This is a genomic window from Pseudomonas sp. SZ40 (assembly GCF_052958135.1).
In genome coordinates this window covers 1-22,083 of the sequence record NZ_JBQWIF010000013.1, presented here as the reverse complement: position 1 = coordinate 22,083, position 22,083 = coordinate 1, and the positions used below count along the sequence as shown (strand labels likewise).

General features: G+C 62.9%; 23 protein-coding genes and 2 tRNA genes. 16 read left to right on the top strand and 9 right to left on the bottom strand.

Going from position 1 to position 22,083, the window contains the following annotated elements; genetic code table 11:
* The first annotated feature begins 56 nt into the window (after positions 1–56).
* The 4 genes from ACT9T4_RS12485 to ACT9T4_RS12470 all read left to right on the top strand — a co-directional run bounded on the left by ACT9T4_RS12485 (position 57) and on the right by ACT9T4_RS12470 (position 3,543).
* Positions 57–1,718, top strand: a complete 1,662-nt coding sequence (locus tag ACT9T4_RS12485) for a vWA domain-containing protein (RefSeq protein ID WP_499117216.1) — start codon at positions 57–59, stop codon at positions 1,716–1,718.
* A 2-nt stretch (positions 1,719–1,720) separates the two neighbouring features.
* A complete protein-coding gene (locus ACT9T4_RS12480; protein WP_042556676.1) occupies positions 1,721–2,311 on the top strand; it encodes an RNA polymerase sigma factor in 591 nt (196 codons plus the stop codon).
* Positions 2,308–2,895 carry a hypothetical protein gene (locus tag ACT9T4_RS12475; RefSeq protein ID WP_042556675.1) on the top strand — a complete coding sequence of 196 codons (588 nt, stop codon included), beginning with the start codon at positions 2,308–2,310 and terminating at the stop codon, positions 2,893–2,895. Before ACT9T4_RS12480 ends, ACT9T4_RS12475 begins: the two co-directional genes overlap by 4 nt.
* A 117-nt stretch (positions 2,896–3,012) precedes the next feature.
* A complete protein-coding gene (locus tag ACT9T4_RS12470; RefSeq protein WP_499117213.1) occupies positions 3,013–3,543 on the top strand; it encodes a hypothetical protein in 531 nt (176 codons plus the stop codon).
* Positions 3,544–3,595: 52 nt separating this feature from the next.
* Here ACT9T4_RS12470 and ACT9T4_RS12465 read toward each other — a convergent pair whose 3' ends face one another.
* The 3 genes from ACT9T4_RS12465 to ACT9T4_RS12455 all read right to left on the bottom strand — a co-directional run bounded on the left by ACT9T4_RS12465 (position 3,596) and on the right by ACT9T4_RS12455 (position 6,062).
* Positions 3,596–4,351, bottom strand: coding sequence for a CPBP family intramembrane glutamic endopeptidase (locus ACT9T4_RS12465; RefSeq protein ID WP_499117211.1), 756 nt, complete (start codon positions 4,349–4,351; stop codon positions 3,596–3,598).
* A 44-nt stretch (positions 4,352–4,395) separates the two neighbouring features.
* Positions 4,396–4,563 (bottom strand): DUF2897 family protein, encoded by a 168-nt coding sequence (locus ACT9T4_RS12460; RefSeq protein ID WP_082045928.1) that lies wholly within the window; start codon positions 4,561–4,563, stop codon positions 4,396–4,398.
* A 152-nt stretch (positions 4,564–4,715) separates the two neighbouring features.
* Positions 4,716–6,062, bottom strand: a complete 1,347-nt coding sequence (locus ACT9T4_RS12455; RefSeq protein ID WP_042556673.1) for a class II 3-deoxy-7-phosphoheptulonate synthase — start codon at positions 6,060–6,062, stop codon at positions 4,716–4,718.
* Positions 6,063–6,229: 167 nt separating this feature from the next.
* Between ACT9T4_RS12455 and ACT9T4_RS12450 the strand changes: the two genes are divergently transcribed.
* The 4 genes from ACT9T4_RS12450 (at position 6,230) to pabB (ending at position 11,015) form a co-directional block, all read left to right on the top strand.
* A complete protein-coding gene (locus ACT9T4_RS12450) occupies positions 6,230–7,003 on the top strand; it encodes a spermidine synthase (RefSeq protein WP_156152820.1) in 774 nt (257 codons plus the stop codon).
* A gap of 56 nt (positions 7,004–7,059) precedes the next feature.
* The gene (locus ACT9T4_RS12445) at positions 7,060–7,458 is read left to right on the top strand and encodes an ester cyclase (protein WP_499117208.1); all 399 of its coding nucleotides are present in this window, start codon (positions 7,060–7,062) and stop codon (positions 7,456–7,458) included.
* Between the two features lie 324 nt (positions 7,459–7,782).
* A complete protein-coding gene (locus tag ACT9T4_RS12440) occupies positions 7,783–9,465 on the top strand; it encodes a DEAD/DEAH box helicase (RefSeq protein WP_444964374.1) in 1,683 nt (560 codons plus the stop codon).
* 197 nt (positions 9,466–9,662) lie between these two features.
* Entirely contained in the window at positions 9,663–11,015 is a 1,353-nt protein-coding gene (gene pabB, locus ACT9T4_RS12435; protein ID WP_499117205.1) for an aminodeoxychorismate synthase component I, read from the top strand.
* Here pabB and ACT9T4_RS12430 read toward each other — a convergent pair.
* Positions 11,012–11,779: a DODA-type extradiol aromatic ring-opening family dioxygenase gene (locus ACT9T4_RS12430; protein WP_499117203.1), complete on the bottom strand. Its 768-nt coding sequence runs from the start codon at positions 11,777–11,779 to the stop codon at positions 11,012–11,014. The genes pabB and ACT9T4_RS12430 overlap by 4 nt on opposite strands.
* Positions 11,780–11,885: 106 nt before the next feature.
* On the opposite strand from ACT9T4_RS12430, the gene ACT9T4_RS12425 reads away from it, so the two are divergent.
* Positions 11,886–12,536, top strand: a complete 651-nt coding sequence (locus ACT9T4_RS12425; RefSeq protein WP_042556668.1) for a thiopurine S-methyltransferase — start codon at positions 11,886–11,888, stop codon at positions 12,534–12,536.
* 58 nt (positions 12,537–12,594) lie between these two features.
* Here the strand turns inward: ACT9T4_RS12425 and htpX are convergent, their stop codons facing one another.
* The 3 genes from htpX to ACT9T4_RS12410 all read right to left on the bottom strand — a co-directional run bounded on the left by htpX (position 12,595) and on the right by ACT9T4_RS12410 (position 15,373).
* Complete coding sequence (htpX, locus tag ACT9T4_RS12420; protein WP_042556667.1) at positions 12,595–13,467, bottom strand: protease HtpX; 873 nt, start codon at positions 13,465–13,467, stop codon at positions 12,595–12,597.
* Between the two features lie 226 nt (positions 13,468–13,693).
* A complete protein-coding gene (locus ACT9T4_RS12415) occupies positions 13,694–14,140 on the bottom strand; it encodes a hypothetical protein (protein WP_042556666.1) in 447 nt (148 codons plus the stop codon).
* Between the two features lie 21 nt (positions 14,141–14,161).
* The gene (locus ACT9T4_RS12410) at positions 14,162–15,373 is read right to left on the bottom strand and encodes a pyridoxal phosphate-dependent aminotransferase (RefSeq protein ID WP_042556665.1); all 1,212 of its coding nucleotides are present in this window, start codon (positions 15,371–15,373) and stop codon (positions 14,162–14,164) included.
* A gap of 147 nt (positions 15,374–15,520) precedes the next feature.
* Here ACT9T4_RS12410 and msrB point away from each other — a divergent pair, with 147 nt between their 5' ends.
* The 3 genes from msrB to ACT9T4_RS12395 all read left to right on the top strand — a co-directional run bounded on the left by msrB (position 15,521) and on the right by ACT9T4_RS12395 (position 16,969).
* On the top strand, positions 15,521–15,919 hold the full coding sequence (msrB, locus tag ACT9T4_RS12405; RefSeq protein ID WP_042556664.1) for a peptide-methionine (R)-S-oxide reductase MsrB: 399 nt from the start codon (positions 15,521–15,523) through the stop codon (positions 15,917–15,919).
* A 116-nt stretch (positions 15,920–16,035) separates the two neighbouring features.
* On the top strand, positions 16,036–16,524 hold the full coding sequence (locus ACT9T4_RS12400; protein ID WP_042556663.1) for a glutathione peroxidase: 489 nt from the start codon (positions 16,036–16,038) through the stop codon (positions 16,522–16,524).
* Entirely contained in the window at positions 16,517–16,969 is a 453-nt protein-coding gene (locus ACT9T4_RS12395; RefSeq protein ID WP_499117199.1) for a MarR family winged helix-turn-helix transcriptional regulator, read from the top strand. Before ACT9T4_RS12400 ends, ACT9T4_RS12395 begins: the two co-directional genes overlap by 8 nt.
* Before the next feature lie 4 nt (positions 16,970–16,973).
* Here the strand turns inward: ACT9T4_RS12395 and ACT9T4_RS12390 are convergent, their stop codons facing one another.
* Entirely contained in the window at positions 16,974–19,283 is a 2,310-nt protein-coding gene (locus tag ACT9T4_RS12390; protein WP_179537963.1) for a hybrid sensor histidine kinase/response regulator, read from the bottom strand.
* Positions 19,284–19,382: 99 nt separating this feature from the next.
* On the opposite strand from ACT9T4_RS12390, the gene ACT9T4_RS12385 reads away from it, so the two are divergent.
* Together ACT9T4_RS12385 and ACT9T4_RS12380 are read left to right on the top strand one after the other, a co-directional pair.
* On the top strand, positions 19,383–20,273 hold the full coding sequence (locus ACT9T4_RS12385; protein WP_179537964.1) for an ATP-binding protein: 891 nt from the start codon (positions 19,383–19,385) through the stop codon (positions 20,271–20,273).
* A complete protein-coding gene (locus tag ACT9T4_RS12380) occupies positions 20,270–20,752 on the top strand; it encodes a free L-methionine (R)-S-oxide reductase MsrC (RefSeq protein WP_042556659.1) in 483 nt (160 codons plus the stop codon). Before ACT9T4_RS12385 ends, ACT9T4_RS12380 begins: the two co-directional genes overlap by 4 nt.
* Before the next feature lie 9 nt (positions 20,753–20,761).
* On the opposite strand, the gene ACT9T4_RS12375 is transcribed toward ACT9T4_RS12380, so the two are convergent.
* Positions 20,762–21,520 (bottom strand): hypothetical protein, encoded by a 759-nt coding sequence (locus ACT9T4_RS12375; protein WP_231570248.1) that lies wholly within the window; start codon positions 21,518–21,520, stop codon positions 20,762–20,764.
* A gap of 387 nt (positions 21,521–21,907) precedes the next feature.
* On the opposite strand from ACT9T4_RS12375, the gene ACT9T4_RS12370 reads away from it, so the two are divergent.
* Positions 21,908–21,983: transfer RNA gene (locus tag ACT9T4_RS12370), tRNA-Glu, on the top strand.
* A 27-nt stretch (positions 21,984–22,010) separates the two neighbouring features.
* Positions 22,011–22,083, top strand: a tRNA-Gly gene (locus ACT9T4_RS12365).

Sequence of the window (22,083 nt, the reverse complement as noted above, 5' to 3'; positions counted from 1 at the left end):
AGGTCAGCCGTGCGTCTACTGGATCAGAGCGACTCTTTCGATCCAGGAGATGCACCATGAAAATGATTGCCCAGCCTCTGTTGTGCGGCCTTGCCAGCGGTGTCGTGCTGTCGCTGACGGCCTGCACGGCCAGCCATGAAGATGCCAGCGAGGCGCCGCGCAGCGAGCCGCCAACTGTCAGTGAAGTGGCATCGATCCAGCAGCAGGTTCGTCCCGCACCGATGATGACGCGCATGGCAGCGCCACTGGCCGCTGATCAGGCTCATGCGTCGGTCGCCGAGGCCAGCGGCGAGCAGTACCAGCGTCTGGCCGCCAATCCCGTGCAATCCGTCGCCGAGGCACCGGTATCGACCTTCAGCATCGACGTGGATACCGGCAGCTACGCCAACGTGCGGCGCTTCCTGAACGAGGGGCGGCTCCCACCGGCCGAGGCGGTGCGCCTCGAGGAACTGGTCAATTACTTTCCCTATGCCTATCCGATGTCCAGAGGTGCCGCACCGTTCGGGGTCGGCAGCGAGCTGGCGGTGACGCCCTGGAACCCGCAGAGCCGCTTGCTGCGCATCGCCGTCAAGGCGTCCGACCTGCAAGTCGCCGAGTTGCCGGCCGCCAACCTGGTGTTCCTGGTCGATGTATCCGGTTCGATGGATCGCCCCGAGGGCCTGCCGCTGGTGCAGAGCACCCTGAAACTGCTGGTCGATCAATTAAGGGCCCAGGATCGCGTCTCGCTGGTGGTCTATGCCGGTGACTCCAGCGTGGTACTGGAGCCAACGTCCGGCTCGCGCAAGGGGGCTATCCGCGCAGCCATCGAGCAGTTGCGGGCCGGCGGTTCGACGGCGGGGGAGTCGGGCATTCAGCTCGCCTACCAACAGGCGCAGAAGGGCTTCATCGAAGGCGGCATCAATCGCATCCTGCTGGCCACCGATGGTGACTTCAATGTCGGCATCAGCGACTTCGAGAGCCTCAAGGCGCTCGCTGCCGACAAGCGCAGGAGCGGTATCTCGCTGACCACCCTGGGGTTCGGTACGGGCAACTACAACGAGCGGCTCATGGAGCAGTTGGCCGATGCTGGCGATGGCAACTACGCCTACATCGACAACCTGCGCGAGGCGCGCAAGGTGCTGGTCGAACAGCTCAGCTCGACCCTGGCCACGGTCGCCCGGGATGTGAAGGTTCAGGTCGAATTCAACCCGGCTCGAGTCAGCGAGTACCGCCTGCTCGGTTACGAGAACCGCGCGCTGAAGCGTGAAGACTTCAGCAACGACAAGGTCGATGCCGGCGACATCGGTGCCGGGCACAGCGTGACAGCGCTGTACGAGATCGTGCCGGTCGGCAACGAGGGCTGGCTGGAGCCGCTGCGCTATCGGCAGGCGGCGCAAGCGAGCTCGGGCGACAGCGAGCTGGCCTGGCTGCGCATCCGTTACAAGACGCCCGAGCAGAATCACAGCCGCCTGCTGGAAACGGCCATCGAGGCGCCTGTGTCCTACACGCCAATCAGCAAGGCCAGTGAGGACCTGCGTTTCGCGGCCTCCGTGGCAGCCTTCGCCCAGCAACTGAGCGGGAGCCGCTACACCGGGAACTTCGACTGGGCCGCTACGGCGGCGCTGGCGCGGGGCAGTCGTGGCGACGATCCGTTCGGTCTGCGCAACGAGTTCGTGCAACTGGTGGAACTGGCGCAAAGCCTGCAAACTGGCGATTCCCGTGCTACCGGAGTCGACTGAGTGTGACCGCCAATCCCCCAACCGCCGTAGAGCCCGGCGATGCCGAGTTGTTGCGCCGCTACCGGGGCGGCGATGCCGCGTCGTTCACGCAGCTTTACGAGCGGCACCGCCTCGGTCTGTTTCGATTTCTGCTTGGTTTGTGCGGCGATCACGCGGTCGCCGAAGAGGTATTCCAGGACACCTGGATGAGCCTGATCCGCAGCGAGTCCCTGCAGCGCGAGGTGGCAGTGCTGTTCAAGACCTGGCTCTACCAGATCGCCCGCAACCGCCTGATCGACCACTGGCGCAAGCATGGCAAGCGTCAGCAGCACGAGGACGTGTTCGACGAGCACCTGCATGATCAGCCCAGCGGCGATCCCGATCCTGAGCGGCAACTGAGCCTCAGCCAGGATCAGGCGCGGATCCAGGCTGCACTCGATGACCTGCCCGCGGAGCAGCGCGAGGTCTTTCTGTTGCGCGCCCACGCCGACCTGGAATTGCACGAGATTGCCGAGCTGACCCACACGCCGGCAGAAACGGTTAAAAGTCGCCTGCGCTATGCGATGCAGAAACTGCGTCGCCTGCTCAGCGTGGCCGAAGAGGTATCTCCATGAACGATCACCGGCACGATTTCGAGGGTGACGAGGACCTGCTGCGGCACGTGCGCCAGTACGATCGCCAGCGGCCGTCGTCGGCACTCGATGCCCGTATTCTGGCTGCCGCCGCCGAGGCCGCAAGAGCACACGAGCCACAGGCGCAAAGCGCCTGGCAGCGTTTGTTGGGCTGGTTGGCTGGCGCATCGGGGCGCGGGCGCTGGTCGGCAGCCTTCGGGTGCCTGGCGTTGCTCGGGCTGGGGCTTGGTCTGAGCCTGAAAACGCTCGAGCAGGCTCCACCTGCCTATGATGCGCCGCCCACGGTGATGCAGCGTCAGGCCCCGGCGCCGATGGCGTTGCAGGCACCGCCAAGCCCCGCCTCGAGCTCGGTGATGGGCGAAGCGGCCGAGGCGCCGAAGATCGTCGCGCGTATGACGGCCAAGATGGCGCCACTGCCGGGCAATGTGTCGAGCGCGCTGCGTGAGATCGCCGATCTGCGGGCGCGCGGCGAAGGGGGGGAGGCCGAGCAGCGGGCGGCACGCCTGAAAGAGCAGTACCCCGATCTGGACGTCGAGGCCGAGCTGTTGCGTTTGCCGCAACCCTGACGCATCGATGGGCATCGACAGGCGGTGCTGCCATTCGGCAGCCCGGCTGGCGTTATTCTTCAGGCGTTTTAGAATGAGTCTTTAACCGCAACTGCGTGAACTGCCGCGATGACCTCGATGCGTTACCTATTGCCGATATTTTTTGCCGTGCTTCTGAGCGCCTGTGGTTCCGATGACCAGGGCGGGGAGACGCCGCGCAAGAACAGTGAGCCGGCGGTCGCCGCCAGCCAGACCCCGAACAAGCCAGCCGAGCCCGCCGAGCAGCCGGCCAAGGCTGCACCCGAAGAGGCGGCGCCAGCGGTGCAGGCGCCGGCCGCAGATGCAGCAGACGAAGCCAAGCGTGCTGCGCCCGCCAAAAAGGCGGCAGAGCGAGCCAAGACCGAGAAAAAACCGCAGAAGGTCGTGCAGGCGGCGCCGCCCAAGACCAAGCTCGATTTGAGCCTGCCGAAGGAACTGGCTGCCCAGCTCGATGCTGAAAACCGTGCGGCGGATGACGGTATCGCGCCAATCCTGCCGGCTTTTTTCGAAGAGAAGAAACCCTCGCTCAACCCTTTCCAGCTGAGTGGCAGGTTGCTCACCGGAGAGGCGGGTACCGAGTTTTCCAATTCGGTGGAGGGTGCCGAGCTGCATTTCGAGTTCCGCCGTTAGGCAGGGCTGCACGAGCAAAATCGCCCAGCGTACCGGTTTCCGGCCGTGGCGGTCAGCTGATACGCAGCGGGTAGCTCAGCAGCGTGAAGTGCAGCAGGTTGACCAAGCCATGCAACGCGATGGCCACGCTCAGCCGGCCGGTCAGGTGAAACACCACGCCGTAGCCGAGCCCGGCGACGGTCGCCACCACGGCGAACCAGGGGCTGAAGGGAATGTGTGCAGCGCCGAACAGCAGGGAGGCGCAGAGAATCCCCGGCCAGGTACCCAGCCATTCGACCAGACGTCTCTGCAGCAGGCCGCGAAACAGCAACTCCTCTGCCAATACGGCCACGCCGAGGTTGATGATCAGCCAGGGCAAGAACATGTCGGGCCACTTCGGCTGCCAGCCCACCACGCCCAGCGACAATGCCAGACCGGGGACCGCCAGCAGCGTCACCGCATACACCGGCACGGCCAGCATCGGCTTGTCGCCGTGTCGCGAGGGCTGGCCGAGCCACCAGGCGAGCAGGGTGCAACCCACCAGCAGTTTGTCCCACGAAAGGCGCAGCAGGTAGGGCGGTGCGTCACTGCTGATCCGCTCGGGCTCGCCCAGGACCCAGGGGGCGAAGCCGGGCAGCAGGTGCGCGGCCAGCAACAGGCTGGCAATCATCACCAGGCTGTCCCGGATCCTCGCAGGCAGGTGGTTGGGGGCAAGTACCAGGGCGATGAACAGGCAGGCGACTGACAGCCCCACAGGCTCGATGAAGCCCAGGGTCACGCCGGTGGCGAGGGGGCAAAGCGGCAATAGCAGTCGAAGAGATAAGGGCATTGCGCCTCCTGAGCGGAGACGCAGTTTACAGCGCTCGAATGGGATCAGCGATCCTGAGCGTCCTTGGCATCCTGCTCGACGTTGCGCTCGTGGATGCGTTTCAGTTGCTCGTCGCTGAGTGGCAGTTTCTTCGCCGTATCACGCAGCATGAACAGGCCACCGACGATGGAGCCGATCGCCACAATCAGGATCAACCAGGCATACCAGGGCATGTGCGACTCCTTCTATGGATAGGTGAGCCTCGGTGTCGATCGGCTCTGTACAGAAGACCGTCTGTCGGTTGTCTTCGTTCAGGTTAAAGCAGCTTCAGGCGGGCTGATGACGGTGAATCAATGTGGCCTGACCCACCGTTGCCTCTAACGCGCTAGCGGCGGACCTGTTTCAGCGTCTCGGCAATCATGAACGCCAGTTCCAGAGACTGATCGGCGTTCATCCGCGGGTCGCAATGGGTGTGATAACGGTCCGACAGACCGGCTTCGGTGATCGGCTTGGCACCGCCGATGCACTCGGTGACGTCCTGGCCGGTCATCTCGATATGGATGCCGCCGGCATAGCTGCCTTCGGCATGGTGCACGGCGAAAAACTGACGAACCTCAGCGAGAATCTGCGCGAAGTCGCGGGTCTTGTAGCCGCTCGATGCCTTGATGGTGTTGCCGTGCATCGGGTCGCTGCTCCACAGTACCTGGCGGCCCTCGCGCTGCACGGTGCGGATCAGGCGTGGCAGGCCGGCTTCGACCTTGTCGGCGCCCATGCGTACGATCAGGTTGAGGCGACCTGGGTCGTTGTCCGGGTTGAGGATGTCGATCAGGCGGATCAGGTCCTCGTCGGTCATGCTCGGGCCAACCTTGACGCCGATGGGGTTACCCACGCCGCGCAGGAATTCGACATGGGCGCCGTCCACCTGGCGGGTGCGATCGCCGATCCACAGCATGTGTGCCGAGCAATCGTAGAAGCCGCCAGTCAGGCTGTCGCGGCGTACGAAGGCTTCTTCGTAGTTGAGCAGCAGGGCTTCGTGGGCGGTGAAGAAGCTGGTTTCGCGAACCTGCGCCGCGCCGTCCATGCCGCAGGCGCGCATGAACGCCAGGGTCTCGTCGATGCGATCGGCCAGCTGGTGATACTTCTGAGCCAGTGCCGAGTTGGCGATGAAGTCCAGGTTCCACTGGTGGACCTGATGCAGGTCGGCGAAGCCGCCCTGGGCGAAGGCGCGCAACAGGTTCAGTGAGGCAGTGGACTGGTGATAGGCCTGCAGCAGGCGCTGAGGGTCGGGAGCACGGCTGACCGGATCGAAGCCGATGCCGTTGACGATATCGCCACGGTAGGCGGGCAGGGTGACGCCGTCGATGGTTTCGTCATTGGCCGAACGCGGCTTGGCGAACTGGCCGGCCATGCGCCCGACTTTGACCACCGGGCAGCCAGCTGCGAACGTCATGACGATGGCCATCTGCAGCAGCACCTTGAAGGTGTCGCGGATCTTCGCCGCACTGAACTCGGCGAAGCTCTCCGCGCAATCGCCGCCCTGCAGCAGGAACGCCCGGCCCTGGGTCACCTCGGCGAACTGCTTGCGCAGTTCCCGCGCCTCGCCGGCGAACACCAGCGGCGGGAAGCTGGCCAGGGTCTGCTCGACCTTGCTCAGTTGCGCGGCATCCGGGTAGACAGGTTGTTGCTGGATGGCTTTGCCTCTCCAGCTATCGGGGCTCCAGGGCTGACTCATGGCGGCATCTCTTGTTGGTGATCGGTCATGGTAACCGATCGCCGGGTGTGCCAAGGCGCGCTGAGGCTATCGTCAGGCATTTATCGCGTGACCTGAGTGCGCGCGATCATCGACAATCGATGCCAGCCCGGCCTGAGCCGGGGAACGCGATGGTGGAGAATCTGCGTATGCCTGGCTTGCCTCCGGTGGAGGAAATGAAGGACGAGGTCGTGCTGGCCGAGGTGCACGACGCCTTTGGCGTTATCCGCGTGGTGGAAATCGGAGAATACCGCTTTCTCGAGTTCGGCGAGTCGATCGAGCAGAGCTGTGTGTTCACTGCCGATCCAAGCTGGCTGGAGTACGACTACACCCGCGCCATGTTCGCTGGCGCGCTGTGCCACGAGGCACCGGAGACTGCGTTGTTCCTTGGCCTGGGGGCCGGCAACCTGACCCAGGCGTGCCTGAAGTTCCTGCCGCTCGACGATGTCGAAACCATCGAGCTGCGCCCCGATGTGCCACGCCTGGCCATGGAATACCTGGGATTGGAGGACGACCCGCGCCTGACCATGCGCATCGGTGATGCCATGGAGCTGCTGCCCAGTGCGGAGAGTGCCGACCTGATCTTCGTCGATCTCTATACCGACACCGGTCCGGGTGTCGGTCATCTGGCCTGGCGCTTTCTCGATGACTGCCGCGCCAAGCTCAACCCGGGCGGCTGGTTGATCATCAACCAGTGGGCCGGTGACGACGGCAAGCCGCTGGGTGCTGCGCTGCTGCGTGGCCTCTATCACCGGCATTACTGGGAGTGCCCGGTGATCGAGGGCAACGTGGTGGTGCTGGTGCCCGCCGAGCTGGACCAGCAATTCGACCGCGAGGCAGTGAGCCGCCGCGCCGAAGCCTTGCAGGCGCGCCTGGGTTATTCGCTGCAGCCATTGATCGACGCCGTGCGCATGGCCAGCTGAATCAGGAATTAACCGGCGTATGCACTGTCAGTAAACCATTCTGACGGAGTATTACCATGAGTGAGCAAGACCTTCCGGCGGTGTACCGCGCCTATATCGACTGCCTGAATCGTCAGGACTGGGTGAACCTGGGGAATTTCGTTCACGACGACGCGGTGCACAATGGTCGTCGCCTGGGCCTCACCGGTTACCGAGAGAGGCTCGAGCGCGACTTTCAGGAAATCCCCGATCTGCGCTTCAACATCCGTCTGCTGACTTGTGAAGAATCGACCATCGGCAGTCGCCTGGATTTTCATTGCGCACCGAAAGGCCGCTTTCTCGATCTGCCAGTCAATGGTCGCAAAGTCGCTTTCAGCGAAAACGTGTTCTACGCGTTTCGCGACGGAAAGATCGCCGAAGTCTGGTCGGTGGTGGATAAAGCCGCCATCGAGGCGCAATTGACGAGCAGGGTCTGACCACCTGCAATACGGCCCGTGGCACAATGCCGCAGGTCGCCTGACGCGCCGCAATGGACTGTTTATTGTGTGAAAAAACGCACACGTCTATATGAATTCCGGTATAGTACGCGCCGGCCAATTCATGGCCACGTTCAAGTAGTGCAACTCGCCCGGAAGCTATTTTCGGCAGCCAGTCCGCAATGCGGGCTATCTTGACGATTCACTTTTCACCACGTTTTCGCAAATCCCCGCCGACATGGCTGCCAGGGTGACCCACAAGGTCCTACATGGCATGTGCAGCTTTGGAACATGGGTCTTTGCGGATGCACTAGAGGCAGACCCATGACCCAGGAAACCGGCGGCTTCGCCGCACTCGGCCTTCACGCCAATATTCTCTCCGCCCTGACCGCCGTCGGCTACGAAGAGCCTTCGCCCATCCAGTACCAGGCCATTCCGGTGATTCTCTCCGGCCAGGACATGATCGGCCAGGCTCAGACCGGTACCGGCAAGACCGCGGCGTTCGCGCTGCCGATCCTGTCAAAAATCGATCCGGCCAAGCGCGAGCCCCAGGCACTGATTCTGGCGCCGACCCGCGAGCTGGCTTTGCAGGTCGCCACCGCGTTTGAAACCTACTCCAAGCAGATGCCCGGCCTCAACGTGGTCGCCGTCTACGGCGGTGCACCTATGGGCCCGCAACTCAAGGCCATCCGCCAGGGCGCGCAGGTTATCGTTGCCACCCCGGGCCGTCTGGTCGACCACCTGCGTCGCGACGAGAAAGTGCTGTCGACCATCCAGTACCTGGTGCTCGATGAAGCGGACGAAATGCTCAAGCTGGGCTTCATGGATGACCTCGAAGTGATCTTCGAAGCCATGCCGAAAAGCCGCCAGAGCGTGCTGTTCTCCGCGACCCTGCCGCACTCGATCCGCGCCATCGCTGAAAAGCACCTGCGTGATCCGCAGCACATCAAGATCGCGGCCAAGACGCAGACCGTTTCGCGTATCGAGCAGGCGCATCTGATGATCCATGCCGATCAGAAGACCAACGCCGTACTGCGCTTGCTGGAAGTCGAAGAATTCGACGCGCTGATCGCCTTCGTGCGTACCAAGCAGGCGACGCTGGATCTGGCCGCTGCGCTGGAAGCCAAAGGCTACAAGGCTGCCGCCCTGAATGGTGACATCGCCCAGAACCAGCGCGAGCGCGTGATCGAGTCCCTCAAGGATGGCCGTCTGGACATCGTCGTCGCTACCGACGTCGCTGCCCGTGGTATCGACGTGCCGCGTATCACCCACGTATTCAACGTCGACATGCCGTACGACCCCGAGTCCTACGTGCACCGTATCGGTCGTACCGGCCGTGCCGGTCGCGAAGGTCGTGCGCTGCTGCTGGTAACGCCGCGCGAGCGTCGCATGCTGCAGGTGATCGAGCGCGTAACGGGTCAGAAGGTTGGTGAAGTCAAACTGCCAAACGGCCAGCAGGTTCTCGATGCGCGCATCAAGAAACTCACCAATGGCCTGGCGCCGCTGGTTGCCGATGCCGAGGCCAGCCATGGTGAACTGCTCGATCGCCTGACCGCTGACATCGGCTGCACGCCACGTGCCCTGGCTGCTGCGCTGCTGAAAAAGGCTACCAATGGTCAGCCTCTGGATCTGGCCAGCGTCGAGCGCGAGCAGCCGCTGGTGCCGGGCGTTGGTGGTGCTCCGCGTGAGCGTCGCGAGCGTGAAGGCGAGCGCAGTGGTGAGCGTAGCGATCCCCGCGAGCGCCGGGCGCCGATGCCGCTGGGCGAAGGTCGTGCGCGTTGCCGTACCGCGCTGGGTGCGCGTGATGGCATCGCTGCCAAGAATCTGCTGGGCGCTATCCTCAACGAAGGTGGTCTGGCTCGTGAAGCGATCGGTCGGATCCAGATCCGCGAGAGCTTCAGCCTGGTCGAGCTGCCGGAAGATGGCCTCGAGCGTCTGCTGAGCAAGCTCAAGGACACCCGTGTTGCCGGCAAGCCGCTGAAGCTGCGTCGTTATCGCGAAGACTGATCCGCGATGCTGTAGAACTCGGGGGAGCCATTGGCTCCCCCGAGTCGTTTCCGGGCCTCGAAAAGCTCGTTCAGCCAGGCGCTGGAAGCCAGGGCCTGTTGCCGCTGTGGCGCGGTCGTGCTGAAACGGCAACAGACCCTAGGACTATCCCCTCGGCGGCTCTACAATCGGCCGTCCTTGTCCGTGTGATGCATTGAATGCCTACCTGTCTCGTCCACTCCCTGCCGTATCAGGCAGATCCCGCCGCTTATTTCGAACGGGTGCGCCAGGCACCGGGTGCGGTGTTGCTGGATTCCGGTCGGCCGATCGCGTCGCGTGGGCGTTACGACCTGCTCAGCGCCTGGCCTCAGGCGACGCTGAGCGCGGAGGAGGGTGAGTCAGGCATGGACTTCTTCGCGCGCCTGCGCGAGGGGCTGGCGGCTCTGGGTGAGGCCGAGCTACCGGCCGGGCTCGAGTTGCCGTTCGCGGGTGGCCTGCTCGGTTACCTCGCCTATGATTTCGGTCGTCGCATCGAGGCGCTGCCCGAGCAGGCCAGGGATGACCTGGGTCTTGGCGATGCCGTATTCGGCTTGTACCCCTGGGCATTGATCAGCGACCACCATGCACAGACCAGTCAACTGGTGTTTCACCCATCGCTCTCCAGCAGCGAGCAGGCGCGCTTGCTCGCCCTGTTCCGGTGCACGCCACCAGTCGCGTCGCAAGAGGCGCCATTCGCCTTGCTTGGGCCCTTCCAGGCCGACATCGAGGCACATGAGTACGCCCGTGCCATCGCCCGCATTCATGCTTATATCGCTTCCGGTGACTGCTATCAGGTCAACTTCGCCCAGCGCTTTCGTGCCAGCTACCAGGGTGAGCCCTGGCAGGCCTACCGCGCCCTGCGCCAGGCCTGCCCGACGCCGTTTTCCGGCTACCTGACGCTGGCAGATGGCGGTGCGGTGCTGAGCCTCTCGCCCGAGCGCTTCATTCGGGTCAGCAAGGGGCAGGTGGAAACCCGACCGATCAAGGGGACTCAGCCCCGTGGGCGCAGCGATCAGGAGGATGCGGACAATGCCCGCGCCTTGCTCGAAAGCCCCAAGGACCGCGCCGAGAACCTGATGATCGTCGATCTGCTGCGCAACGACCTGGGGCGCAGTTGCCGGATCGGCTCGGTGCGCGTGCCCGAGCTGTTCGCACTGGAGAGCTACCCGAACGTGCATCATCTGGTCAGTGCGGTGACCGGTGAGCTGGCTGCCGACAAGGATGTGCTGGACCTGTTGCTGGGCGCCTTTCCGGGCGGCTCCATCACCGGCGCGCCGAAGATTCGCGCGATGCAGATCATCGACGAGCTGGAGCCCACCCGGCGCGGTCTGTATTGCGGTTCGCTGCTCTATCTGGACGTGCGCGGCGAGATGGACAGCTCCATCGCCATCCGCAGCCTGCTGGCCAGGCACGGCACCATGAGTTGCTGGGGCGGTGGCGGTATCGTTGCCGACTCGGCCTGGCAGACCGAGTATCAGGAGTCGATTACCAAGGTGCAGGTCCTGCTCAGCACCCTGGAGCGCTTCTGCTAGGCGAAGCTGTAGATGTCCATGCCCAGCGCTCCGAGGGTGAAACCCTGGTGTTCGATCTGACAGGTGCCGCCGGCACCGCGGGCGAAGAATAGCGGCAGCAGGTGCTCCTCGCTGGGGTGATTGCGACGGGCATGAGGCGCTTGCTGGCGGTAGTCGAGCAGCGCCTGCAGGTCATCACGCTGCAGCTTGTCGACCACCCAGTCGCGGAACTCCGCAGCCCAGGGCGTCGCCGTTTCCGGAGCGGCACGCCAGTCCAGTTCGCCGAGGTTGTGAGTGATGCTGCCGGAACCGAGCAGCAGCACGTTCTGCTCACGCAGCCCGGCCAGCGCCTCGCCAACCTGCACCTGCAGGGCTGCGCCCTTGTGACTTGGCAGCGACACCTGCACCACCGGAATGTCCGCTTGCGGATACATCAGCGACAGCGGTACCCAACTGCCGTGGTCGAACGGCCGGCGCTCATCGGCACGGGCAGGCAGGCCGGCGGTCTTCAGGCGCTGCAGGATGTCCTCTGCCAGTTGCGGGTTGCCGGGCGCCGGGTATTGCACCTGATAGAGTTCCGGGGGGAAGCCGCCGAATTCGTGCCAGGTTTGCGGTTGAGCCGCACTCATCACCAGCAATTCGGCACTTTCCCAATGCGCCGATACCACCACGATGGCGCGTGGTTTCGGCAACTCCCCAGCAAGACGGCTGAGAGCAACGCCGCTGGCGCCTGGCTGCAGGGCAAGCATGGGTGAACCATGGGAAATGAACAGGCTGGGTAACATGATGATCTCCTGAAGGTAGGATGATGATCTATCAGCTAGGCTGGGTGAACAACGGCTATTTGATGGCTGTTTTTATCTGTTTTATCGATTGTTTCGTGGAGGCATCATGCAGGAAGCGTTCTGGCAAACGCGTTGGCAGAATAATCAGATCGGTTTTCATGCGGCCGAGGTCAACCCGTTCCTGCGCCGCTATTGGCCTGGTTTTACGGCAGCGGATGGCGCTCGGGTGCTGGTGCCCTTGTGTGGCAAAAGCCTGGATATGGTGTGGCTGGCCGAGCGGGGGCATCGGGTGATTGGCGTGGAGCTGGCACGCACCGCCGTCGAGGCATTCTTCGCCGAGCAGGGTCTGGACGCGACGGTCACTCAGGAGGGGGCATTTCTGGTTTACCGGCACGGAAGGATCGAGCTGTACTGTGGTGATTTCTTCGCGCTCGGCAGCGAACAGCTCGCAGATTGTGCGCTGTTCTACGACCGCGCAGCTCTGATCGCCTTGCCAGCCGAGATGCGCGAGCGTTATGTCCGCCATCTGCAGAGCGTGCTGCCTGGAGGAAGCCAGGGGTTGCTGGTGACCCTGGACTACGATCAGTCGTTGATGAACGGGCCACCCTTTTCCGTCAGCGATGAGGAGGTGAGCGGCTGGTCCGGCAGTGTCTGGGATAGCCAACTGCTGGAAAGCCAGGACGCCATGGAGGAGCGATTCACTGCCCGAGGGCTCACTCGCATGGATGAGCGTGTCTATCGATTGCGGCTGCTCTGAGCGAATGGCAGGCACAAAAAAGGCGACCTCGCGGTCGCCTTTTTCGTTCGCGTCGCTATCAGCCCAGGCGGCGCAGGGCTTCGATGCGATCTTCCAGCTTGGGGTGGGTCATCAGCAGGCCGGCCAGGCCGTTCTTCAGGCCACCATTGATACCGAAAGCGGTCAGGCTGTCAGGCATCTGTACAGGAACGCCCTGTTCGGCGCGCAGGCGCTGCAGTGCAGCGATCATGGCGCCGGTGCCGGCCAGTCGGGCGCCAGCTTCGTCCGCCTTGTATTCGCGCTTACGCGAGAACCACATGACGATGATGCTGGCCAGGATGCCCAGTACCAGCTCGGCGAAGATGGTCGCCACGAAGTAACCGATACCGTGACCGCCTTCGTTCTTGAGGATCGCCTTGTCGACGAAGTTGCCGAAGATGCGGGCGAAGAACATCACGAAGGTGTTCACCACGCCCTGGATCAGCGCGAGGGTAACCATGTCGCCATTGGCGACGTGGCCGATTTCGTGGGCCAGTACGGCTTTCACTTCATCGGGCGAGAAGCGCTCGAGCAGGCCTTGGCTGACGGCGACCAGTGCATCGTTCTTGTTCCAGCCGGTGGCGAACGCGTTGGACTCGTAGGCCGGGAAGATACCCACTTCCGGCATCTTGATGCCGGCTTCGCGGGACAGCTCTTCGACGGTCTGCAGCAGCCACTGTTCATGGCGCGTGCGGGGTTGAGTGATGATCTCGGTGCCGGTGCTCATCTTCGCCATCCATTTGGACAGGAAGAGCGAGATCAGCGAGCCGGCGAAACCGAAGACGGCGCAGAAAATCAGCAGGCTGCCGTGGTTCTGGCCGGTAAAGCGATCAACCCCCAGCAGTTTGAGGGTGATGCTGGCGATGACCAGCACCGCCAAGTTGGTAGCCAGGAACAACATAATGCGCATCATGGTGTGAAACGACTCCTCACGGGAAATACAGGCTCGATACGGCGGCTATATAAGGGCTCGCCCTGTGGCTATTCAACCGAGTGACTATTTCAAACTGTGTCGCACGGCCCCTGTCAGGGACCACTGCGCAGCAGGGGGACAGCTGCTTAGATGGGGTTTTTCCGGTTTATTTCAATCGAGGCCGAGAAAAACCGCGTTTATTGCGGTTTTCCCGGCACCTCTGCCGCTAGGAGCGGGGCGCTGCAGCGCGCTGTTCGAAGAGCTGGCGGGTCAGTCGCGCAATCCGTTCACCATGTTGCTGAGCCAGGGCTTCACGCAGTTGAAAGGCCAGGGTAGCCATCACCCGGTGTACTGCCGGAGGAGGCACCTCGCCATCGGGCAGGGCGTGGGGGAGGCTGCGCGACAGACGCAGGAAGCCTTTTTCCGTCAGGACCGCCTGGTCGACGGCGTCGTAGCCGATAGTCGACTCGTAACGCAGGTAACCCTCGTCGGCGAGCCACAGCAGAGCGTCCAGGCAGGCCTGGTGGCGTTTGCTCGGCAGGCCGAACTCATCCGGCTCCTCGCGGCCGATCAGGTCTTCCACGTACAACGCGGCCTTGCGCGGGAATACCTGATACAGCGCCAGCAGACCGCTGGCGGCGTCCTTGTAGAAGTCGTCTATCTGCAGGTCCATGGCTCTCGGTCCCCGATGCCGTTACTGGCGATAGGTCTTGAGGAAGCTGCCGATTCGGCCGATCGCCTGCTCCAGGTCATCGACGCGGGGCAGGGTGACGACCCGGAAGTGGTCCGGCCACGGCCAGTTGAACGCGGTGCCCTGAACCACCAGCAGTTTCTCGGAGAGCAGCAGGTCGAGCACGAACTTCTCGTCGTTGTGGATCGGACAGATCTTGGGGTCGATCTTCGGGAAGGCATACAGCGCGCCCATGGGTTTGACGCAACTGACACCCGGAATGTCGTTGAGCAGTTCCCAGGTACGGTTGCGCTGTTCCAGCAGACGGCCGTTGGGCAGTACCAGGTCATTGATGCTCTGGTAGCCACCGAGGGCGGTCTGGATCGCATGCTGGCTCGGCACGTTGGCGCACAGGCGCATGTTGGCGAGTATATCCAGGCCTTCGATATAGCTGGTGGCACGGTGCTTGGGCCCGGAAATGGCTACCCAGCCGGAGCGGAAGCCGGCCACGCGATAGGACTTGGAGAGGCCGTTGAAGGTCAGGCAGAGCACGTCCGGCGCCAGGGAGGCGGTGCAGATGTGCTGGGCTTCGTCATAGAGAATCTTGTCGTAGATCTCGTCGGAGAACACCACCAGATTGTGCTGGCGCGCCAGCTCGACGATGTCCAGCAGTACTTCCCGAGAGTAGACCGCGCCGGTGGGGTTGTTCGGGTTGATCAGCACCAGGGCCTTGGTGTTCGGGGTGATCTTGGCGCGCATGTCGGCGATGTCCGGAAACCAGCCGGCCTGTTCGTCGCACAGGTAGTGCACCGGGTTACCACCGGAAAGGGCCACGGCAGCGGTCCACAGCGGGTAATCCGGGGCCGGGATCAGCACTTCGTCGCCGTTGTTGAGCAGTGCCTGCATGGCCATGACGATCAGCTCGGATACGCCGTTGCCGAGGTAGACGTCCTCGATACCGATGCCTTCCACCTGCTTCTGCTGGTAGTACTGCATCACCGCCTTGCGCGCGCTGAACAGGCCCTTGGAGTCGCTGTAGCCCTGTGCAGTAGGCAGATTGCGGATCACATCCTGAAGAATTTCATCGGGTGCTTCGAAACCGAAGGGGGCCGGGTTGCCGATGTTCAGCTTGAGAATGCGCTGGCCTTCTTCTTCCAGACGCTTGGCGTGCTTGAGCACCGGACCGCGAATGTCATAGCAGACGTTGGCGAGCTTGTTGGATTTGCTGACCTGCATGGTGAAGAATCCCGAATCGAAGAGGTGCGGCCTTCAGCGGGCCGAGGCGGCGGCGAGCCGTGGCGGGTTGAGGTGTCGAATCATACGTGTCAGCCTGAGTCGGGCAAAGATACAGATAGGGCTTTTTTATCCCGAGGAGGACGGCCTGTGAGCAAGCTCGAAAAACCACTGGAAACCTGGCGCGAGGAGTTGTCGGACACGCAGTTCAACGTCTGCCGGCTGGGCGGCACGGAACGTCCGTTCACCGGGGAGTACCACGACAGCAAGGTGCCTGGCGTCTACCAGTGCGTGTGCTGCGGCACGCCACTGTTCGACTCCGATGCCAAGTTCGATTCCGGCTGCGGCTGGCCGAGTTATTTCCAGCCGCTGAACGCCGAGGTCATCACCGAGCTGGAAGACTTCAGCCACGGCATGCACCGTATCGAAGTGCGCTGCAGCAACTGTGACGCTCACCTGGGACACGTATTTCCCGATGGCCCGCGCCCGACCGGGTTGCGTTATTGCATCAACTCGGTGTCGCTCAAGCACGTGCCACGCCAGGCGTAGAGCGCGAGTCATCATTCGGCCCGCTTATGACGGGCCTTGTTTTTGAGCAATTGAATTGTGTGCAATTCAATTGCCGACTATTCTTCTCGCTCCTTTACCCCGGCGAGCCCGCACCCATGACCCAAGACCTGTTGGCGATACCCTGCATCACGATCAGCGGCGAGCGTAAGAGCCTGGCGGATTTCGGCGCCAAGGCGATTCTGGTGGTCAACACCGCCAGCCAGTGCGGCTTCACCCCGCAGTATCAGGGCCTGGAAAGCCTCTGGAAGCAGTACGCCGACAAAGGGCTGGTGGTGCTGGGGTTTCCCTGCAATCAGTTCGGCAAGCAGGAGCCGGGTGACGAGAAGGCGATTTCCAGCTTCTGCGAGCTGAATTTCGGCGTCAGTTTCCCGCTGTTTCGCAAGATCGAGGTCAATGGTGATGGCGCGCACCCGCTGTACGTGCAGCTCAAGCGCGAGGCGCCCGGCCTGTTGGGCACGCAACGCATCAAATGGAATTTCACCAAGTTCCTGATCAGTGGCGATGGCCGCCAGGTGAAACGCTATGCGCCCACCACCAAGCCCCAGGCGCTGAGCGCTGCCATCGAAGCGCTGCTCGATGGATGAACTGCAACTCGATCAGCAGCTGTGTTTCAAGCTGTATGCCGCTTCCCGCATGGTGGTGCGTGCCTACAAGCCGATGCTCGACAGGTTGCAACTGACGTATCCCCAGTATCTGGCCATGTTGGTGCTCTGGGAGTGGGATGCAACGCCGCCTGCGCAACCGACCGTGAAGGCTCTTGGTGAACGCTTGCTGCTCGACTCGGGCACCCTGACGCCTCTGCTCAAGCGCCTGCAGCAAGCCGGCCTGGTGCAGCGTCGACGTAGTGCCGAGGATGAGCGCGAAGTGCATCTGGGGCTCAGCGCCGCTGGGCGCGAGTTGCGCGCCCAAGTGCCAGAACTGAAGCGCGAACTGCTCTGCGAACACGCTGTCGACAGCGCGGAACTGGAGCCGCTGCGCGCGCAACTGGATCAGTTGCTGCAGCGCATGCGCAGTCTTCAGGTGCCTTGAACCGTCAGGCTGGCAGCCACTTGTCGAGCAGGCCGAGCAGCTCTTCGCGACGGAAGGGCTTGGCCAGGTAATCGCTCATGCCCGCTGCCAGGCAGCGCTCGCGCTCTTCGGAAAGCGCGTTGGCGGTCAGGGCGATGATCGGCAGATGCTGCCAGGCGGGGTTGGCGCGAATGCGTCGGCTGGCTTCGTAGCCGTCCATGATCGGCATGTTGCAATCCATCAGCACCAGATCGACGGTCTCCTCCTGCAGTCGTTCCAGTGCCTGCTCGCCGTTGTTGGCCAGCGTCACGTCGATGCCCTGCTTGCTGAGCATGCCTTTGGCCACCAATTGGTTGACCGGGTTGTCCTCGACCAGCAATACACGCGCCTGCTTGCGTGGCGCCGCGGCAGGTGCCTGTGAGCCTGCCGGGTTCTCGGCGGGCTCCTGCAGGGCGTGGCCGAGCGCCTGCAGCAGGTGCTGGCGGGTCAGGGGCCTGGCGACCTGCTCCAGCGGCGATAGCGCGATTGCCTGTTCGGTGTCGAGGAAGCTGCCGTAGGCAGTCACCAGAATGATCGGCGTCGCCGTGCGCTGGCGCAGGCGCTTCATGCAGCTCGGGCAGTCGCTGATCAGCACGTCGGCATCGATGTCACTGGCCTGTTCGGCACTGTCCAGGCGCCGGTAATCCAGGCCCCAGCTTTCCACCAGGGTGGGCAGCAGTTCGGCGAGGCCGGTGTCGGCTGCGCAGATCGCCAGTACACGCCCAGATAGCCGAGGTGCTGTTGGCGCCGCCTGCAGGCTCGGCAGTGGCAGCGTTGCGGTGAAGCGGCTGCCGCTGCCGGGCGTGGATTGCAGTTCCAGCTGGCCTTGCATGGCTTCGCATAGGCGTCGGGTCAGCGCCAGGCCCAGGCCTGTGCCGCCGAATTGCCGGGTGATGTCCGCGCCAGCCTGGGTGAAGGGTTGAAAGATACGTGCCTGGGCATCGGCGGCTATGCCGATGCCGGTGTCACAGACCTCGATGCGAACCCGCTCCGCCTCCGCGCTGATGCGGATATCGACGCGGCCCTCACGGGTGAACTTCAGGGCATTGGACAGCAGGTTGCTGATGATCTGCCTCACCCGCGTCGGGTCGCCGAGCAACTGGGCAGGCAGGTTCGGGTCGATCAGGCAGGTCAGCTCCACGCCGGGCAGGGCATTCTGCGATAGCAGGCTCGCGGTACCTTCCACCAGTGCGCCTGGGTCGAAGGCGATGCGTTCCAGTTCCAGCTGCCCGGCCTCGAATTTCGACAGGTCGAGAATATCGTTGAGCAGGTCGACCAGCACCTTGCCGGAATCATGGGCGATCGACAGTTGCTGGCGCTGCTCGCTGCCCAATGGACCTTCCAGAGACAGTGCCAGCATGCCCAGCAGGCCGTTCAGCGGGGTACGGATCTCATGGCTCATGTTGGCCAGAAAAATGGAGCGTGCCTGGGCCATGGCCAGGGCGTCGTGCCGGGCTTGCTCGAGCTCTTCGTTGGAGCGGCTGAGGCGGCTGTTGGCGGCCTTCAGCTCGACTGTGCGGGCGGAAACGATGGCTTCCAGTTCGCCCAGGTAGTCGGTCAGGCGGTCTTCGGCGTTGCGTCGATGCTCGATCTCGGTGGCGATGCTGGCGAACTGGCGGTTGGCGACATCCACTAGCACGCCGATCTCGTCGCGCTCGTGGCCGGGCGGGCAGGGCAGGCGGGTGCGATCCGGGGTGCGCAGGTCGCGATCGGCGAGCGCCTGGATTACTTGGTTCAGTGGCTTGGTCAGCATGAAATAGAACAGCACCAGCAGAATCACCGACAGCAGCAGGCTGCGGGTAAAACCATTGACCAGGGTCAGCAGCGAGCGCTTGAGGAAGTTGCTGCCGAATGCGTAGGTGTCGATGTCCAGTTGCAGCATGCCCAGTTGTTCGTCAGGCGCATGCTCGACCGACAGGCGAGTTTCGAAATGGCGGCTGTTGCCGAACAGGAAGTCGCTGAAGATTCGATAGTTGCTTTCCGCCGGGGGCTGCGTGGTGCTGGCCAGGGATTCGCCATTGCTGTCGACGATGCGTGCGCCCGTCACGGCGGGCGAGCGTGACAGGCCTGCGACCAGCTCCTGTGCCAGTTCGGCGTCGATGTTGTAGGCGATACGCGCGGCAGGATTGTGGCTGATCTCCATCAGCGCACGAATCTCGCGGTTGATGGCGGCATCTTCGCTGGCATAATCGACGCCTATCTGCACCAGGCTGAGCAGCGTGCCAATGATGAACGCCACCATGACGGTGATACCGGCCTGTTTGAATGACAGCCGCTGTGTCAGTGGGATTTCCATATAAGGCGCTGTCTCGTTCCGATCGCTGCTCAAGCATAGTCGATATGGCCTGCTTTTCGGCACACCTGCCTCACATACTGATGATTCGAGGAACTGACCGTGGATTCCCGCTTGCTTGATTTTCTGCAACGTGCCGACAGCGTTCTGACACGTCTGGAGCCGTTGCTGCCTGCCACCCGCGAACCGCTGGACTGGGAGCGCAGCCTGGCCGCTCGCTGGCAGCGTGAAGGACGCGGCGGCTATCTGCAGCCGTTGAAGGTGAGCCTGGACATGAGCCTCAGCGATTTGATCGGTGTCGACACCCAGCGCGAGCAACTGGCGCGCAATACCCGCCAGTTCGTTCAGGGTATGCCGGCCAACCACGCGCTGCTGTGGGGCGCTCGCGGTACCGGAAAATCGTCACTGGTACGCGCGCTGCTGGCCGAACATGCCAGCGCCGGGCTGCGCCTGATCGAGATCGAGCGTGATCACCTGGCCGATCTGCCGCGTGTGGTGGAGCAACTGATGAAACTGCCGCAGCGTTTCATCCTGTTCTGCGATGACCTGTCGTTCGAGGCGGGCGAGGGCGATTACCGGGTGCTCAAGAGCGTGCTCGACGGTTCCCTGGAGCGCTCGCCGGAGAACGTGCTGCTGTACGCCACCTCTAACCGTCGCCACCTGGTGCCGGAGCGCGAGAGTGACAACGCCAATACCAAGGTCGTCGATGGCGAGTTGCACCCGAACGAGGCGGTCGAGGACAAGATCGCGCTGTCGGATCGTTTTGGTTTGTGGTTGTCCTTCTATCCCTTTACCCAGCAGCATTACCTGGATGTGGTGCGCCACTGGATCGAGGTTCAGGCGGCGGAGAACGGCCTGCAGTGGCAGTGGAACGAGGATCTGGAAAAGCTTGCCGTGCGCTGGGCGACCGGGCGTGGCAATCGCAACGGCCGTTGTGCCTATCAATTCGCCCGCCAGTGGGTGGGCCTGCAACTGCTGGAGACGTCGCGATGATCGATTTGAGTGAAAGTGGTGCCGGCCTCGACGGCTACCCGCTGTTGACCGCCCAATTGGAGGCGCTGCTGAGTGGCGAGCGGGATTTCATCGCCAACGCTGCGCAGTTCAGCGCCTTCGTCTTCCACGAGCTCGAAGGGCTCAACTGGGCCGGCTTCTATCTGGTCAAGAGCGATGAACTGGTGCTGGGGCCATTCCAGGGCAAGGTCGCCTGCGTGCGCATCCCGTTCGGCCGCGGCGTATGCGGCGCTGCGGCGGCATCGCTGCAAACCCAGCGGGTCGAGGACGTGCATGCCTTCGCCGGGCATATCGCCTGCGACAGTGCGTCAAACAGTGAGCTGGTCGTGCCGTTGATCAAGGACGGCCGGCTGATCGGTGTGCTGGACCTGGACAGCCCGCTGATCGGTCGCTTCAGCGAGGCAGACCAGCGCGGTATCGAAGGCCTTGCGGCTGTGCTGCTACAGGCGAGTGATTGCTAAGGGGAGGCGCTAGTCGTACAGCGCCTTCTTCTTCCAGTCACCATCGCCTTCCAGTGATTTCAGCCCTTCGTTGAGCTCGCTGGACTCGTCGCCTTCCTGCCGCTCCGGGCTGACCAGCGTGGCGTTTACGCGCGCCAACTGTTTCTGGAACTGCGCCAACTGTGCCTGGTAGCGTGCGGTGTCGGCCTGCTTCTGCAGGAACTGCACACCGCGCTCCAGAGCGAGGCGTGCATGGCCGTTCTGTTGCTGCTGCAGCGCCTGACGGGCCTGATTGCCGTACAGCTCTATATAGAGCTGGGCCAGCATGTGGCGAGTTTCCTGTGCCCAGTGCTTGGCCTCATCGACCGGTAACAGACCGGTCTGCGCCGCCTTGGTGATCTGGCCATGCAGGGCTTCCAGTTGAGCGCGAACCAGTTTGGCGCGTTCATCATCGGTCACCGGGAAGGGCGCGTTGCGAACGGCGATGGCTTCGCCCTGGCCAATGAACTTGCGCAGTTCCTCGGCCATGGCGGCATAGGCCGCATCCTTCTTGTCGACTTCCAGCAGGCGTTCGGCGAAGTGCAACTGCAGGCGGCTGAGCAGCAGTTTCAGCTCCGGGCTCATCAGTTGGCCGGCGAACTGCTCGTTGAGATCGGCGATACGCCGGTAGCGCTCGCCCAGGTCCGCCTTGAGGCGTGCCTTCTTGCGCTTGTTGTTTTCGGCCAGTTGATTCAGATAGGCGATGAGCACCAGCAAGGTGATGCCAGCTACTATCGCCATGGTAATCATCAACGAGGACATCGTTTTAACCTCTAGAGCGCCTTTCGACACGAGTGTAGTGCTTAGTTGAGTAGGCTCCTAGCGGTGATTGCGCCGAGCCAGGGGAGCAGCGCAGACCCTGTGGCCATAGCCCGTAGGCAAGCCGAGCCGCCGATCATTCGCATTGTGGGCCACTTGCCAGCATGGCAGCAACACGCTTGACTGCCATCCTCTATAGGGACTGCTGGCAAGAAGGGGCCACGGCTCTCTCCGGGTGGCTGAAATCCCGGGTGAAGTCGTTGATTTTAAAAATATTTATTTGAGAGGTTGACGACCGTTGAAAGGCTCCATAGAATGCGCGCCACTTCCACGGTAATGCTGAAAAGCACAACGAGGAAGCCGGAAATTCCGGGCAACGTCCCCTTCGTCTAGTGGCCTAGGACACCGCCCTTTCACGGCGGTAACAGGGGTTCGAGTCCCCTAGGGGACGCCACTTCGAAAAGAAGTGGAAGCAACAAATGCGGGAATAGCTCAGTTGGTAGAGCACGACCTTGCCAAGGTCGGGGTCGCGAGTTCGAGTCTCGTTTCCCGCT